Here is a 14557-nt window from a genome sequence, read left to right as displayed (position 1 = left end):
GAGGGGAGCCCCTGCATGGGCAGAGTCGGGACCGCGCTGCGGGAACTGCGCGGGGCGCAGAAGTCTGCGAAGGGGGTGTCGCTCTATTCGCGGTACGTCAACCGGCCCACCGGGCGCTATCTGGCAGCCGGTTCGTACGCGCTCGGGCTCACCCCGAACCAGGTGACGCTGATCAGCGCCGCCTTCAGCTTCGCGGCGGTGGCCGCGGTCGCGCTGACCGGCCCCTCCTGGGCGCTGGGGATCGCCGTATGGGCCGCGCTCGCGGTCGGCTTCGCCTTCGACTCGGCCGACGGACAGCTGGCCCGGCTGCGCGGCGGCGGCAGCGCGGCCGGCGAGTGGCTGGACCACGTCGTCGACGCCGCGAAGCTCACGGCGCTGCACTCGTGCGTGCTGATCGCCTTCTACCGGTTCCCCGAGCAGTACGGAACCACGGCCGACGGCTGGCTGCTGGTGCCGCTCGGCTTCCAGTTCGCCGCCGTCGTCACCTTCTTCGGCGGGCTGCTGACCGAGAAGCTCAAGCCCAGGCCGGCGCCCGGAAGCCCCGCCGCCGCACCGTCGCCCCTGCGCGCCGTGGCGCTGCTTCCCGTGGACTACGGCGTGTTCTGCCTGGTGTTCCTGCTGCTCGGCGGCGGAGAGCTGTTCGCCTGGGCGTACGCCGGACTGGGCGCGGTCGCCGCGCTGTTCCTGCTGGCCTTCCTCGCCAAGTGGTTCCGGGAGCTCAGCGCCGTTCGCCGGTGACCTGTCCCGGCGCGGCGGCCGGCTCCGCGAGCGCGTCCAGCGCCCGGCGCAGCTGGGTGCTGGAGGTGTGGACGGTGTAGGGGAAGTAGACGACGTCGACGCCGTGGGCGGCGAAGTCCTTCTCCAGCTTGTCGCCCTTGGGGGTGCCCCGCCAGTCGTCGCCCTTGAAGATCACGTCGAAGCGGACCTGCTTCCAGGTCTCGACCTTGTCCGGGACCGTCTCGACGAAGGCGGCGTCGACGTACTTGACGCTGCGCACGATCTCCAGGCGCTCGACGAGCGGGATCATCGGGCGGCGGCCCTTGGCGAGTTCGGCCATCTCGTCGGAGACGACTCCGGCGACCAGGTAGTCGCACTGACTCCGGGCGTGCCGAAGGATGTTCAGGTGCCCGATATGGAACAGATCGTAGGCGCCCGGCGCGTAACCGACTCGATACGGTCGGCGCGCAGGCGCTCCAATGTCGGACATGTGCCGCTCCGTCATCTCTTCATCCCCAGCGGCCACACCCCCCGGTGCAGCGGATTAGCAGACAATAGCGTGCACGTTCCGCAGCACGCGGGTGAACGAATAGGGTGACGTGCGCATCATCCAGGGGAAGAGGGGACGCACGGTGTCCAGATCCGGTCAGCGGCGCATGCTGCTGGTTTCCACCAATTACGCGCCGGAGCACGCGGGCATCGGCCCGTATGCGACGCAGATCGCGGAGCACTGGGCGGATCTCGGGCACGAGACGCACGTCCTCGCCGGCATGCCGCACTACCCAGCGTGGTCGCTCGAGCCGGAGTACAAGGGGGCACTTCGGCGCACGGAACAGCGGGCGGGAGTCACCGTGCACCGGCGTGCGCACACCGTGCCGCCCCGCCAGACCGCCGTGAAGCGGGCCCTGTTCGAAGGATCGATTTTGCTCCACGGCGCCGTGGCCCCGCCGCGAATGCCCAGGCCCGACGCGGTACTCGCCCAGATGCCCAGTCTGGCCGGCGGGGTGCTCGCCGCCCGGCTCGCGGCGCGCTGGAAGGTCCCCTACGTCCCGGTCGTCCAGGACCTGATGGGCGCCGCCGCGGCGCAGAGCGGGATCAGCGGCGGCGACAAGGCGGCCGCCATCGCCGGCCGCGCCGAGGCGTACGCCCTCAAGCGGGCCACCCTCGTCGGCGTCATCCACGAGACCTTCGTGGAGCGGGTCGTCGGCATGGGCGTGGACCCCGGCCGGATCCGCCTCGTCCCCAACTGGTCCCATGTGCCCAAGCCCTCCAAGCCGCGCGGGGCGACTCGCCGCCACCTGGGCTGGGGCCCCGGCGAGACCGTCGTCCTGCACTCCGGGAACATGGGCCTCAAGCAGGGGCTCGAAGTCCTGGTGGGTGCCGCCCGGCTGGACCCGGAGGTCCGTTTCGTCCTGATGGGGGACGGCAGTCAGCGCGCCGCCCTGGCGGACCTCTCCGCGGACGTGCCGAATCTGGACATCATCCCCCCTGCCGCTGACGGCGAGTTCCCGGATATCCTCGCGGCGGCGGACGTTCTCGCGGTGACACAGCACGCCGCCGTGCTGGACATGAGCGTCCCGTCGAAGCTCACCTCCTACTTCCAGACCGGCCGGCCCGTCGTCGCCTCCGTGGCGGCGGGGGGCGGGACCGCCCAGGAGGTGGAGCGCTCGGGCGCAGGGGTGCTCGTACCGCCGGAGGACCCCGAGGCCCTGCTGAAGGCCGTACGGGCCCTGGCGGAGGACCCCGAGGGCGCGGACGCACTGGGAGCGGCCGGACCCCGCCACGTGGCGGCGCACCTGAGCCGTGAAGCGGGCCTGGCCCGCATCGACGCACTGATGGACGAAGCACTTGGGGGAACCCGGCCGTGATCGAGACGAACCGCCCGGCAGCGGCACCGGCCGACGACGAACCCGACCTCCTCAGGGACCAGTTCCGCCAGCTCCTGCGCTACCGCAGGCTGATCGGCGCGGGCATCGCCGTCGGCCTGCTGGGCGGCGTCTACCTCGGCATATCCACCGCCGACACCTACGTCGCCACCGCCGACGTCGTGCTGCGCGCGCCCACCGACGACCCGTTCAACCCGAGCCTCGCCCCCGACAAGGCGATCAACATCGGCTCCGAGCGCCAGGTCGCGCTCAGCTCCTCCATCGCCAACGAGGCGGCGAAGAAGCTCGGGGTGTCGGCCAAGGACTTCGCCGCCCTGCGCTCCGGCCTCCAGGTGACCAACCCGCCGCAGACCATGGTGCTGCGCTTCACCTACACCGCGGACTCCCCCAAGGAGGCCGCCAAGCGCGCCAACGCGATGACCGAGGCCTACCTGCTCAAGCGGCAGGAGTCCCTCGACGCGACCCGCGACAAGATGGTCAAGGGCTACAAGGAGCAGCGCGACCCGATCGCCAAGCAGCTCGACGAGCTCTCCAAGGAGATCGCACGGATGCCCGCCGGCGCCGGGCGGGACGCGGCCAGCTCCTCCAAGACCGACCTGCAGAGCGAGGTCGGCGGCTACAACACCAAGATCACCAAGCTTGAGGCCCTCGACATGACCCCGGGCCGGGTCACCAGTGCCGCGACCGCGCCCACCGCGACCGACGGCCCCGGCATCCTCATGTCCCTCGCGCTCGGCGCTGCCGTGGGCCTCGCGCTCGGCCTGCTGGCCGCGTGGGTCCGGCTGGTCTTCGACCCTGCGCCGCGCTCCGAGGGCGACGTGGCCCGGGCCCTGCGCGCGCCCGTGCTGGGCTACCTGCCGCGGGACCGGACGGGCGGCGGACCGCTGCTCGCCGCCGGCGAGGCCGACCCACGGCTCGCCGAGGAGTACCGCTCGGTGGCCTTCCGCCTCGCCTACGACTCCCGCTTCGCCGACCGGCGCCGGCTCCTCGTGGTCGCGCCCCGCGGCAGCAGCGAGACCGCGGCCGCGGTGGCCGTGAACCTCGCGGCATCCTTCGCCGAGACCGGCAAGGACGTACTGCTCATCGAGGCCGACCTGCGCACCCCGGTGCTGGCCAGCCAGTTGCCGACCGACGCCGGCGGCCGGCCCCGCTGGAGCCAGGGCAAGGGCGGGGCGCCCACGCCCGGGCGCCACTCCGACTCCGAGTGGCCCGACGGGCGCCAGCTCGTCGTGGACGCCGGGGAGTCCGGCTCCTTCGACCTCATCCCCGGTGACCGGGCGCGCAACGTCCCGCGCGCGCTGACCTCCGCCCGCGCCACCCGGCTGATCTCCGAGGCCGACGCCCCCAACTCCACCGTCGTCGTGCTGGCACCGCCGGTGCTGTCGTACGCCGACGCCCTCGCCCTCGTCGACCGCGTCGACGGCGTTCTGGTCGTCACCGACCCGCGCGCCATCCACCGCACCGACCTCATCCGGATCCGCGAACTCATCAGCGGCGCCGGCGGCACGGTCCTCGGCGCGGTGCTGCACGCCCCGCTGCCCGGCGAGAAGCGCGGCAAGGGCAAGGGCAAGGGCGGGACGGCCGCCGCCGGCCCGGCGGCGGCCGCGAAGCCGGGGAAGAGCGCGCCCGAGCCCCAGCCGATCCCGTACGAGGTGGCGGAGGCCGAGCAGCACATCCCCGGTGACGGCACGGACACCGTCGCGCTGCGCACCGTGCGCATGGGCCGCAGGTGAGCCGACGCGGCTTCGCCGCCGTCGCCTCGGTCCTGGACCAGGCGGCCTCCAGCGCCACGAACATCCTGGTGGTGGTGCTGGCCGCCCGCCTGTCGTCGGCCTCCGCCTTCGCCGACTTCTCGATGGTCTACGTGGCCTTCAGCGTGCTCCTCGGGCTGAACATGGCCTACGTCGGGCAGAGCCTGGTCCTGGAGAAGGGCGACGGGCTCGGCACGGCCTGCCGGTCGGCCGCCGGCTTCACCGGGGCCGCGTCGGCCGCCGTGGGCGTCCTGCTCGCGGTGGTGGGCCTGGCGCTGCCCGGGGCGACCGGGCGGGCCTTCCTCGCGCTGGGCCTCGTCCTGCCGCTGGTGCTCCTCCAGGACGGGCTGCGCTACTGCTTCTCCGCGCTGCGCGCCCCGCAGCGGGCACTGGCCGCGGACGCGCTGCGGCTGGTGTGCGTGGTCGCCGCGCTGGCCGTGCAGCCCGAAGGGGCCTCGGCGGGGCGGCTGGTGCTGGTGTGGGGCCTCTCGGCGCTGCCCGCGCTGGCGGTGGGCCTGTGGCTGCTGCGGCCGTACGTGCGCGGCTCCCGCGCGGATCTGCGGCCGTACCTGCGGCGGGGTCACCTGGGGCAGCGGTTCGTGGTCGAGTTCGCCGTGGGCAACGGCTCCAGCCAGCTCGCCGTACTGGGCCTGGGCGTCTTCGCGACGCCGCTGGCCGTCGGCGCGCTGCGGGGTGCGACCACCCTCTTCGGGCCGCTGAACGTGCTGTTCAACTCGGCGAACGCCTTCGGGCCGCCGGTGCTCGGCCGCCTCGGCGGCAAGCGCGCCACCGTACGGGCCACGGCCGCGCTGGGCATGGTGCTGGCCGCGGTCGGCGCGGGCTGGGCGTGCGCCCTGTACCTGCTGCCGGACCGGCTGGGCCGGGAAATCCTGGGCGACACCTGGGCGTCGGCGTCCGCGCTGCTGCCGGCCACCGGGGCGCAGTACGCCGTGATGGGCCTGGGCATGTGCGCCCTGCTGACGCTGCGAGTCCTCGCCCCCAGGGCCACCCTCTCCCTCCAGGTGGTCTTCTCGCTGCTGTCCGTGGGGCTGCTGCTGGGCGGGTACGCGCTGTGGGGCGTGGCGGGTGCCGCCTGGGGCCTGGCGGCCGGCTCCGCGCTGAAGGCCGTGGCCGCCTGGTGGCGGGTCGCCCGCCTGCGGGTCCCTGCCGCGCAGGACCGCGAGCCCCTGACGGCCTCCCCGGCCTGACCGCTGCACGGGCCTCTCTCCCCGCCACGCCTTTCCCGGGGCCCTGCCCGGCCCGCACCCCGGCCGCCGGCGGAACTCGGGTGCCGGCTCCGCCCGATGACATACCGGCCCCGCCGACGGGCCGACGGGTATCGCCCGTCCCGCACCGCGCCGTCAGGCGCGGGGCCCGACACCCGGCCCCGCCGCCGATTGAGGCGCGGGATCCGGGGCGGAGCCCCCGCACTCCCGGCCCCCGCCCGCGACGGCGGAGCCCCGGTGCATCCGGGCCCGCCGCCGGTCGGGGCGTCGGGGTCCGGGGCGGAGTCCCGGTCGGGTGGGGCGCGTCAGCGGAGGGTGGTGGACTTGTCCGTGCGGTAGGTCGCGACCAGCGCGAGGCAGAGGGCCGCGATCGCGACGCGTCCGGACGCCTGGAGCAGCGGTCCGCGCAACAGGATGAAGGAGTAGCCCGCCACCAGCGGGACGACCACCGAGATCAGGCTGCCCGGCGGCGCCCGCCGCGTGGCCCGCTTGGCGTAGCGCCGGTCGACGCGGGCGGAGGCGTAGCCCATGCCCAGCAGCCCCGCCCCCATCCCCAGCGGCCCGAAGTCGAGCCACAGCTCCGCCCAGATCGGGGAGGAGAGGTTGGTGTTGACCGTGCCCATCCACTGGCCGACCATCACGCCCGTGTCCCGCGGCTTGCCCTCCCAGACCGAGCGGGGCACCGCGAAGAAGATCGACCCGGCCAGCTGGCGGCCGTAGAAGTGCCCGGGTCCCGACTCCGAGAAGGTGATGGTGTTCGCGAACATGCCGATCTGGTCGTAGTCCTTGAGGGCCATCGGCTCCAGGAAGGACGTGGTTTCGACCGGCCGGTAGTTCTTCTCGTCGTAACGGAAGCGGTCCGCGAACGGGAAGATCAGGAGGGCGACGACCACCGCCATCGACAGCGCCACCCGGTACATCGCCGCGCTCACCGGGAAGACCGTGAACAGCAGCGCGAACATGACCGTCAGGAACCAGTACCGCGGGTTGGAGATCGGGTTGTTGACGACCAGGTTGAGGCCGGCGAGCGCCCCCCACGTGACGATGACCGACACCTTGCGGCGGGCGAACTTCGAGGTGATCAGCCAGCGCGTGTAGAGCAGCAGCGCGAGCAGGGCCGGCACGGTGCCGAAGCCGCGGAGCAGGGCCTGGCCGGCCTGGCCGTCACCGTTGGAGACGCCCGCTTCCTGGATGCCGGCGATGATCTCCTGGCGGCTGGAGAAGAAGACCGCGGGGCCGCCCAGCTTCATGATGAAGGCGGCGCTGCACAGGAACGACAGGACCGTCAGGAGCTGGAGCCGGCGCCGGTGCGCCATCACGGGCTTCGACTCCTTCTGGGAGCCGCCCGCGCGCCCGGCCGGCCGGTGACGGGCCAGCAGCACGCCGACGTCGAAGGCCGTGCAGCCGAGCAGCACCAGCCCGATGGCGACGGTCAGGTCCGAGCGCGGGCCGACGACCGGCGTCGGGACCTGGCCGAGGACGGCCTGCGCGAGCGGGGCCACCCCCATGGCCATGTAGACGAAGAGCCAGAACGAGCCCTGGAGCAGTTTGCGGCGGCTGGTGAGCACCATCGCGGAGAGCCGTGCGCCCGCGTACATGGTGAGCAGCAGCTGGAGCCAGAAGGCCGCGTCGCGGACGCCGGCGCCCGTCTGGACGGCGACGAACAGCGGCAGGAAAACGGTGAATCCGAGTGCGAGCGGTACGGACAGCGCCCGGGAGAGCAGGGTGCGCGGGAGGGTCTCGCGGCCCCACACGCTCTCGTCTTCGAAGGGGGAGCGGACGGCCGGCTCGACGGGCGCTGCGGAGGGCTTGCGTATGTCCGTCGTCACTGCCGCCCCCACCCGATGTGCCTGGTCCGCGCGCAGTCTAGTCTGAGCGGGCCGCGCCCGGGGAGGCCGTGGCCGAGAGCACGATGGGGGCTTCTGTTGCGTGATCTTCCTTCCTTCACGCTGGCCGGGTACGACAAGGGGCGCGGGCTGCTGACGCAGGCGCTCTGGTTCGCCGTGATGAACACGGTCTTCATGGCCTGGTTCTGTCCGGCCCGGCTGAGGGTCGCGCTGCTGCGCGCCTTCGGGGCGAAGATTGGCGAGGGCGTGCTGATCCGGCACAGGGTCCGCGTGCTGTGGCCGTGGAAGCTCACCGTCGGGGACCACGCCTGGATCGGCGAGGGCGTCTGGGTGCTCAACCTGGAGCCGGTGACCATCGGTTCGCACGTGTGCCTCTCGCAGGAGGCGATGCTGTGCGCCGGCTCGCACGACCACCGGGCCGCCGACTTTCGCTACCGCAACGCCCCGATCACCGTCGAGGACGGCGCCTGGGTGGCGGTACGGGCGACCGTGCTGGCCGGGGTGACCGTCGGCCGGTGCGCCGTCGCCGGCGCCGGGGCCGTCGTGCACAAGGACCTGCCGGAACTGACCCTGCAGACCCAGGACGGGCGGCGCCGCCCGGTGGAGGAGCCCAAGTGAGTGCCCCGATGAGAGTCCTGCACGCCGTCACGCTGCACTCCCCCTCGCACGCCTTCGGCGGGCCGGTGCGGGTCGCGTTGAACCTGGCGAAGGGGCTGCGGGCCCGCGGCTACGAGGCGCGGCTGCTCGCGCTGGGCGAGGGCTTCGACGAGTGGCCCACCTCCGTGGAGGGCGTGCCGGCGAAGCTGTTCCCCGCCCGTCGGCTGCTCCCTCTCGGCTTCAGCGGGATGACCTCGCCGGCGCTGCTGGCCTCGGCGGGGCGCCTGGTGCGGGACGCCGACGTGGTGCACGTCCACCTCGCTCGCGACCTGGTGACCCTGCCGGTGGCGCTGGCGGCGCTGCGCGCCGGGAAGCCGCTGGTGCTCCAGACCCACGGCATGGTGGACCCGAGCGGGAAGCTCCTGGCGAAGGTGCTGGACGCGGTGGCGGTACGCCGGCTGCTGCGCGGCGCGGACGCGGTGCTGTACCTGACCCCGCACGAGCGGGAGAGCCTGGACGCCGTGGTCGGCACGCCCCTGGCGAACACGGTCCGGCTGATCAACGGAACCCCGGCGCAGGAGGAGCGGCCCGCGCCGCAGGGGGCGCCGCGCGTCCTGTACTCCGCGCGCCTGCAGGCCCGTAAGCGGCCGGTGGACTTCGTGGACGCTGCCCCGGCGGTCCTCGCCGAACACCCCGGCGCGCACTTCGTGGTCGCGGGTCCGGACGAGGGCGAGCTGGCAGCCGTACGCGCCCGGATCGGGGCGCTCGGGCTGACGGACCGGTTCACGGTGCCCGGGGCGCTGTCGGGCGAGCAGGTGCTGGCGGAACTGCGCCGGGCCCACGTCTACGTGCTGCCCTCGGTGGACGAGCCGTTTCCGATGTCCGTCCTGGAGGCCCTCGCGGTGGGCGTCCCCTCGGTGGTGACGCACTCCAACGGCCTGGCGCGGGACATCGCGAGGGCCGGTGCGGGCCGCGCGGTCGAGCCGGGGCCGGCCGGGGTGGCCGCGGCGGTCCTGGAACTGCTGGACCCGCGGGCGGGCCGTGAGGCCTCACGCGCCGCGCGCGAGCTGGCCGACGAATCCTTCTCCATGGACGCGGTCGTCGACACGCTGCTGCCGGTGTACGAAGCCGCCCGGCGCCGTTGACGTGTTGCCGCCCGTGCGGCGTCCGCCGGGTCAGATGACGTCCCGGCGGTGTTCCTCGACCACCGGTATCGCGCCCGCGGTCCGGCGCCGCTTGTAGATGCTGGTGTAGACGGCGAGGCCGATCCCGCCCACCGCCATCATGATCAGACCGACCAGGTCGAGGTTGACGCTCTCCATCTCCCAGTCGCTGGCGAAGGTGAGGATGGCGCCCACCACGATCAGGCCTATGCATCCGCCGATGCCCATGGGTCCGCCTTCCGGTGTGGTGACTGTGACCGCGCGGGTACCCGGGTATCGGTCGTGAAAACGCCCTCGGGCGCCGGTACTTCCGGCGCCCGAGGGCGTTTTCGCGACCGAGGTGGTGTTACGCGGGGATCCAGGCGTAGCAACCGGAGGAGTTGAACTCCGCGGTGCCCGCCGGGATGGTGGCCGTGATCCTGTCACCGGCCTTCGGCGGGGTCTCGGGGCCCGAGGCGAGGACGGAGCCGTCCTTGCCCTTGGCCTCCCAGGTGCAGGCCGTGGCCTGGGTCAGCGCCCGGTAGGTGCCCGCGACGGGCGACTTGCGGGGACCCTCGGGGAAGCCCTTCTCCGCCGCGGCGAGGATCGGCTTCTGGTCCGGGCACAGGTGCGTGATCGCGTCCTTGGCGCCCGGGATCTCCCCGGTGATGACCGCGCCGGTCGCCGCGTCCTTGTCGCGCTTGGCCGTGCGCGCCACCCGCTGACAGGCCTCCTGGCCGGTCTGCAGGACCGCCGCCGGGTCCATCTTCTCCGGGACGCGCCCGCTCAGGTACTTCTTCTCCTCCGCCGTGAAGCTGCCCGTCTTCGGGGTGAGCTTGGCGTCGGGGAGGACCGGGCCGGTCGGCTTCGCGTCGGCGGCGGGCGCCGCCGTGTCCGGGGTGTCCGCCGGGTCGGGGGCCGCCGACGAGGCCGGGGGCTTCGCCTTCGCCTGGGCGTCGGAGTCGTCCCCGCCCGAACTGCAGGCGGTCAGCGTCAGTGCGGCGGCGAGCAGGACAGCGGCCGCTGCGGAGCGTCGGTACATCGGGTGGCTCCCGTACTCAAGGGGGTGTGCGGTGGATCAGGGCCGGCCGTGATCCTGCGTGCACCCCCGAGGGGGTGTACGCAGGAATGCGGGGCCCGGCCACGCAGCCGGGCCCCGCATTCCGTCAGGCGTTGCTTCGGTGCTGTTACTTCGCGCCGAAGGTGAGGACCAGCTGCGGAGTGCCCTCCGCGGCCGTGGACTCCGAGGCCCAGAGCCACAGCGGGTCGCTGCCGTTGCTCGTCAGGCCCAGGCTGTAGCTGCTGCCCAGCACCGCCGTGACCGCGGCGGTGTCCAGCTCGACGTTGTGCACGGCCGAGCCGTCCGGCACGCCCGCGATGCTGCCGAGCGGAGTGGCGCCGAGGGCGGGCTTGGTGTTGAACGTCGTGGTCGCGCCGCTCCAGGTGCCGGTGACCGGAACCACGGAGACGGTGTCGGCGGTGCCGGCGCTCGCCTGGGTGCTGGTCTTGAACTGCAGCGAGGCCGACTTCAGGACCTGTCCGGCCGGGGCGGCCGGCACGTCGAAGCGCATGTACGCCTGGTACAGCGAGCCGCTGCCGCGCACGGCGAGCGAGGTGGCGGTGCCGTAAGCGGTGCTCGGGGCGCCCTGGTTGATGTAGGTGTCCTCGGTCGTCTTGACCGTGGAGACCGTGTCGGTGGGGGCCTTGGCCAGGTCGAAGTGGTTCTTGACCTGGGCCTGGGTGAGCGTCGTCGGGTAGACGGCGGTCTCGTCGAGCTGACCGGCGAAGAAGTTGCTCGTCGGACGGGTCGGCCAGCCGGAGAGGTTGTCGCCGCCGACGTGCCAGTAGCCCGCGTAGGTGGTGTTGCTGGTGGCGTTCAGCGTGCCCTTGTTCTGTCCGTCGACGTACAGCGTGATGCCGCCGGGGCCCTGGGTGCCGACCACGTGGTGCCACTTGTTGTCGTTGTACGTCTCGAACAGGCCGGTGGAGACCGTCCGGACCGAGCCGTTGTAGACGCCGAAGACCAGGCGGCCGGTGTTGGTCATGTAGATGTGGCGGTCGTGCGAGCCGCTGTTGCGCGTGGTGTTGTTGCCGAAGCCGATCAGCTTGCCGCCGCGCGTGGTGTTGGTCTTGAACCAGGTCTCGATGGTGAAGGTGTTGCCGACCGACTGGCGGCGGTCGCTGTGCACCTTCTGGCTCGTGCCGTTGAAGCCCATCGCCGTGCTGCCGGGGACGGCGCCGGGCGACTGCTTCAGGGCGGGGGTGTTGATCTGGATGCCGCTGCGGTTGCCGGACACCGAGGTGTCGGCGACGTAGGGGCTGACCGTGTCGTCGTAGCGCCAGTACAGCTCCGCGCCGTCGGTGCGGACCTGGTTCGGGTAGGACTGGACCGAGGTCGGCACGGTCACCGGGGCGGTGGCCGACAGGGCGCTGGTGTTGCCGGCGGCGTCGGTCGCGGTCACCCGGTAGGTGTACGACTGGCCGGCCTTGACCGTGGTGTCGTTCCAGGAGGCCTGCGGGCGCTGCCACTCCAGCGAGTCGGCGGTGACGGTGGCGGCCGGGGTGGCCGAGCCGTTGCGGTAGATGCGGTACGTCAGCTTGCTGTCGTCCGCGTCGTAGCTGGTGCGCCAGCGGACCTGGGCCTCGCCCGGCTTGACGCTGGAGGCGCTGACCACCGGGGTGGTCGGGGCGCCGACGTCGCCGGTGGAGGCGAAGCGGGTCAGACCCTGCTGCGCCTTGCCGTTGATGAGGGTGAACTCACCGCCGACCCACATGTACTTCACGTCGTTCTTCTCGGCCACGGCCATCACGCGCGGGCCAATGCCCTCGCCGAGACCGTCGTTGGCCGTGGGGTGCCAGCCGAGCTTGGCCGGGCCGCGCACGAAGCCGTCCACGGGCGCGGGGGCGGCGCCTTCGTGGTCGGTCGGCTGGGCCAGCAGGAAGTGCCGCTTGCCGTCGGGGAACTCCTGCTCGGTGGAGCAGTCGTGTGCGTGCGAGGAGCTGTAGAGGACGCCCTCGTACGGCAGGACGAACTGCGTTGCACCGAGGCAGCGGTCGCGCCACTTCTCGGTGAAGTCGCTCAGGCGCAGGCCGATGCGGCCGTCGAAGACACCGCCGCCGGAGCCCTCGTTGCCCGTGTAGAAGCCGGTGGCGTCGGTGGAGATGTCCTTGACGACCGAGTTCGACGGGATGTTGGTGTAGGTCTTCTTCACGGCGCCGGACGTGGCGTCGACGACGGCCAGCGCGTGGCTGCTGGCGTTGTTGACCGTGAAGAAGTCGCCGCCGAGCAGCACGTTCTTGCCGTCGGGGGTGACCTCGACCGCCCGGCCGGGCTCGTCGACGTTGGCGACGAAGGGCTTGAGCGCGCCGGAGGAGGCGTCCACGGCGGCGAACCGCTCGCGGGTCTGTCCCTCGACGGTGGTGAAGTCGCCTGCCGCGTAGAGGGTGTCGTCCGTGACGGCCAGTCCGCGCACGGTCGCGGGGAAGCCGGGGTGGAACGCCGCCTTGGGGGTGCAGCTCGCGATGTCGATGGCCGCGACGCTGGAGACCGGGGTGCCGTTGACGGCGCCGAAGTAGCCGCCCGCGTAGAGGGTCTTCTGGTCCTTCGAGACGACCAGCGTGCGCACCGTCGCGGTACCGTCGCCGATGGTGAAGGCGAGCTTGCAGGAGGTCGGCTTGCCCGTCGCGGCGTCCAGCGCGACGAAGTTCACGGCTTCCTGCTCGGCGCCCGCCACGCCCTCGGGCGGGCGGACGGCGGAGAAGGTACCGGCGGCGAAGACGGTGCCCTCGGCCTGGGCCATCGCCCAGACGATGCCGTCCGGCTGCCACGTCGGCAGCTCGTCGGCGGTGAATGCCACTGGCGCCGTGATGGCGGACGCCTGGGGCATCAGCACCAGGCCTATCCCGGTGCCCGCACCGGCCAGTGACAGGACGAGGGCGGCAGTCAGCCCTCTGGATCTACGCATGAGCCCCCCAGGGCAATCGCCCGGTTTGATGGCTGGAACTATCCGAACAGCCATATGTATCTGGCGCAGACTAGGGCTCACGCGAGGGCCTGGTCACCTCCCTTGACCCATTGCATACCAACTTGGAATCAAAGGTTCAGCATGGAGGGCGCACTAGGGACATACGGCACGTTTGCCCCGGCCACGCCGGCGTGGAACCGCCTGCATGACCGGAACACGGCAAATCGTAGGGGAAATATAAGCCCTCAGCGATCGATACGGACCGTCACGCCCGCCAGTTGGTCCTCGACCTGGCGAATGTCCGCGTCGACCATGATCTGCGCCAATTCGGCCACCAGGACCGACGGCTTCCAGCCGAGCAGGTCATGGGCCTTGGAGGCGTCGCCGATGAGGGCGTCGACCTCGCTGGGGCGCTCGTACTTGGCGTCGTAGCGCACGTGCTCGGTCCAGTCGAGACCGGCGTGCGAGAAGGACGACTCGACGAACTCGCGGACGGTCGCGGCCACTCCGGTGGCGACGACGTAGTCGGTGGGCTCGTCCTGCTGGAGCATCCGCCACATGGCGTCCACGTACTCGGGGGCGTAGCCCCAGTCGCGCACCGCGTCGAGGTTGCCGAGGTAGAGGTGGTCCTGCAGCCCGGCCTTGATACGGGCGACCGCGCGGGTGATCTTGCGGGTCACGAAGGTCTCGCCGCGGCGCGGGGACTCGTGGTTGAAGAGGATCCCGTTCACGGCGAACATGTCGTACGCCTCGCGGTAGTTCACCGTCGTCCAGTACGCGAAGACCTTCGCGGCTCCGTACGGGCTGCGCGGGTGGAACGGCGTCTGCTCGTTCTGCGGCGGCGGGGTGGACCCGAACATCTCGGAGGACGAGGCCTGGTAGATGCGGGTGTCGACGCCGCTGGCCCGGATGGCCTCCAGCAGCCGCAGCGCGCCGAGGCCGGTCACGTCGCCCGTGTAGAGCGGGGCGTCGAAGGAGACGCGGACGTGGGACTGCGCGCCGAGGTTGTAGACCTCGTCGGGGCGTATGTCGCGGAGCAGGTTCACCAGGGCGACGCCGTCGGAGAGGTCGGCGTGGTGCAGGACGAAGGACCGGTTGGCCGTCTGCGGGTCCTGGTAGATGTGGTCGACCCGCTCCGTGTTGAAGCTGGAGGACCGCCGCACGAGACCGTGCACCGTGTAGCCCTTGGAGAGCAGGAGCTCGGCGAGGTACGAGCCGTCCTGTCCGGTGACTCCGGTGATCAGTGCGGTCTTGCCCATGGGGTCCCCTTGTCGGTGGTTGCCGTGTGTCGTGGTGAGGCGTTGCCTCGGTGCGGGTGTGGAGCGCGCCCTGCGGGGCGGGGCACCGAGCGGTCGGGCCGCGGCCGGACGGCTGGATGCGTACCGTACACGCCGGTCGGCGAGCGTCCCCTGCGGGGCGTCCGCCG

12 protein-coding genes are annotated in these 14557 nt (G+C 72.3%); 6 read left to right on the top strand and 6 right to left on the bottom strand.

Annotated elements, in window-relative coordinates; translation table 11 throughout:
* Positions 1-15: 15 nt before the first annotated feature.
* The gene (locus ACZ6JS_RS02455) at positions 16-738 is read left to right on the top strand and encodes a CDP-alcohol phosphatidyltransferase family protein (protein WP_469295235.1); all 723 of its coding nucleotides are present in this window, start codon (positions 16-18) and stop codon (positions 736-738) included.
* Here ACZ6JS_RS02455 and ACZ6JS_RS02450 read toward each other — a convergent pair.
* The gene (locus tag ACZ6JS_RS02450; protein ID WP_030846717.1) at positions 719-1207 is read right to left on the bottom strand and encodes an FAD synthase family protein; all 489 of its coding nucleotides are present in this window, start codon (positions 1205-1207) and stop codon (positions 719-721) included. The two genes, ACZ6JS_RS02455 and ACZ6JS_RS02450, sit on opposite strands and share 20 nt — an antisense overlap.
* A gap of 166 nt (positions 1208-1373) precedes the next feature.
* On the opposite strand from ACZ6JS_RS02450, the gene ACZ6JS_RS02445 reads away from it, so the two are divergent.
* Genes ACZ6JS_RS02445 through ACZ6JS_RS02435 form a run of 3 tightly spaced genes read left to right on the top strand, consistent with a single transcriptional unit; the run spans position 1374 to position 5562 of the window.
* Entirely contained in the window at positions 1374-2585 is a 1212-nt protein-coding gene (locus ACZ6JS_RS02445; protein WP_469295546.1) for a glycosyltransferase family 4 protein, read from the top strand.
* Entirely contained in the window at positions 2582-4336 is a 1755-nt protein-coding gene (locus tag ACZ6JS_RS02440; protein ID WP_469295234.1) for a lipopolysaccharide biosynthesis protein, read from the top strand. The genes ACZ6JS_RS02445 and ACZ6JS_RS02440 overlap by 4 nt, the downstream gene beginning before the upstream one ends.
* The gene (locus tag ACZ6JS_RS02435) at positions 4333-5562 is read left to right on the top strand and encodes an MATE family efflux transporter (protein ID WP_469295232.1); all 1230 of its coding nucleotides are present in this window, start codon (positions 4333-4335) and stop codon (positions 5560-5562) included. The genes ACZ6JS_RS02440 and ACZ6JS_RS02435 overlap by 4 nt, the downstream gene beginning before the upstream one ends.
* 323 nt (positions 5563-5885) lie before the next feature.
* Here ACZ6JS_RS02435 and ACZ6JS_RS02430 read toward each other — a convergent pair whose 3' ends face one another.
* Positions 5886-7409 (bottom strand): hypothetical protein, encoded by a 1524-nt coding sequence (locus tag ACZ6JS_RS02430; RefSeq protein WP_469295231.1) that lies wholly within the window; start codon positions 7407-7409, stop codon positions 5886-5888.
* Positions 7410-7505: 96 nt separating this feature from the next.
* Between ACZ6JS_RS02430 and ACZ6JS_RS02425 the strand changes: the two genes are divergently transcribed.
* Positions 7506-8045, top strand: a complete 540-nt coding sequence (locus ACZ6JS_RS02425) for a WcaF family extracellular polysaccharide biosynthesis acetyltransferase (RefSeq protein WP_469295230.1) — start codon at positions 7506-7508, stop codon at positions 8043-8045.
* Positions 8046-8053: 8 nt separating this feature from the next.
* The gene (locus ACZ6JS_RS02420) at positions 8054-9169 is read left to right on the top strand and encodes a glycosyltransferase (protein ID WP_469295544.1); all 1116 of its coding nucleotides are present in this window, start codon (positions 8054-8056) and stop codon (positions 9167-9169) included.
* A gap of 30 nt (positions 9170-9199) precedes the next feature.
* Here ACZ6JS_RS02420 and ACZ6JS_RS02415 read toward each other — a convergent pair whose 3' ends face one another.
* The 4 genes from ACZ6JS_RS02415 to gmd form a co-directional block, all read right to left on the bottom strand.
* The gene (locus tag ACZ6JS_RS02415) at positions 9200-9415 is read right to left on the bottom strand and encodes a DUF6458 family protein (protein WP_031148400.1); all 216 of its coding nucleotides are present in this window, start codon (positions 9413-9415) and stop codon (positions 9200-9202) included.
* Positions 9416-9533: 118 nt separating this feature from the next.
* A complete protein-coding gene (locus ACZ6JS_RS02410; protein ID WP_469295229.1) occupies positions 9534-10208 on the bottom strand; it encodes a hypothetical protein in 675 nt (224 codons plus the stop codon).
* Between the two features lie 145 nt (positions 10209-10353).
* Entirely contained in the window at positions 10354-13131 is a 2778-nt protein-coding gene (locus ACZ6JS_RS02405) for a CBM96 family carbohydrate-binding protein (protein WP_469295228.1), read from the bottom strand.
* A 245-nt stretch (positions 13132-13376) separates the two neighbouring features.
* Positions 13377-14390: a GDP-mannose 4,6-dehydratase gene (gmd, locus tag ACZ6JS_RS02400; RefSeq protein ID WP_030846680.1), complete on the bottom strand. Its 1014-nt coding sequence runs from the start codon at positions 14388-14390 to the stop codon at positions 13377-13379.
* Positions 14391-14557: the final 167 nt, after the last annotated feature.

It is taken from the genome of Streptomyces sp. NPDC046349 (genome assembly GCF_055587885.1).
This window is presented reverse-complemented; position numbering and strand designations above follow the sequence as displayed.

Excerpts from the sequence above, each read along its gene's own strand:
- ACZ6JS_RS02410 (WP_469295229.1), bottom strand. The coding sequence starts at position 10,208 with ATGTACCGACGCTCCGCAGCGGCCGCTGTCCTGCTCGCCGCCGCACTG.
- ACZ6JS_RS02420 (WP_469295544.1), top strand. The coding sequence starts at position 8,054 with ATGAGAGTCCTGCACGCCGTCACGCTGCACTCCCCCTCGCACGCCTTC.
- ACZ6JS_RS02450 (WP_030846717.1), bottom strand. The coding sequence starts at position 1,207 with ATGTCCGACATTGGAGCGCCTGCGCGCCGACCGTATCGAGTCGGTTAC.
- ACZ6JS_RS02445 (WP_469295546.1), top strand. The coding sequence starts at position 1,374 with ATGCTGCTGGTTTCCACCAATTACGCGCCGGAGCACGCGGGCATCGGC.
- ACZ6JS_RS02405 (WP_469295228.1), bottom strand. The coding sequence starts at position 13,131 with ATGCGTAGATCCAGAGGGCTGACTGCCGCCCTCGTCCTGTCACTGGCC.
- ACZ6JS_RS02415 (WP_031148400.1), bottom strand. The coding sequence starts at position 9,415 with ATGGGCATCGGCGGATGCATAGGCCTGATCGTGGTGGGCGCCATCCTC.
- gmd (WP_030846680.1), bottom strand. The coding sequence starts at position 14,390 with ATGGGCAAGACCGCACTGATCACCGGAGTCACCGGACAGGACGGCTCG.
- ACZ6JS_RS02455 (WP_469295235.1), top strand. The coding sequence starts at position 16 with ATGGGCAGAGTCGGGACCGCGCTGCGGGAACTGCGCGGGGCGCAGAAG.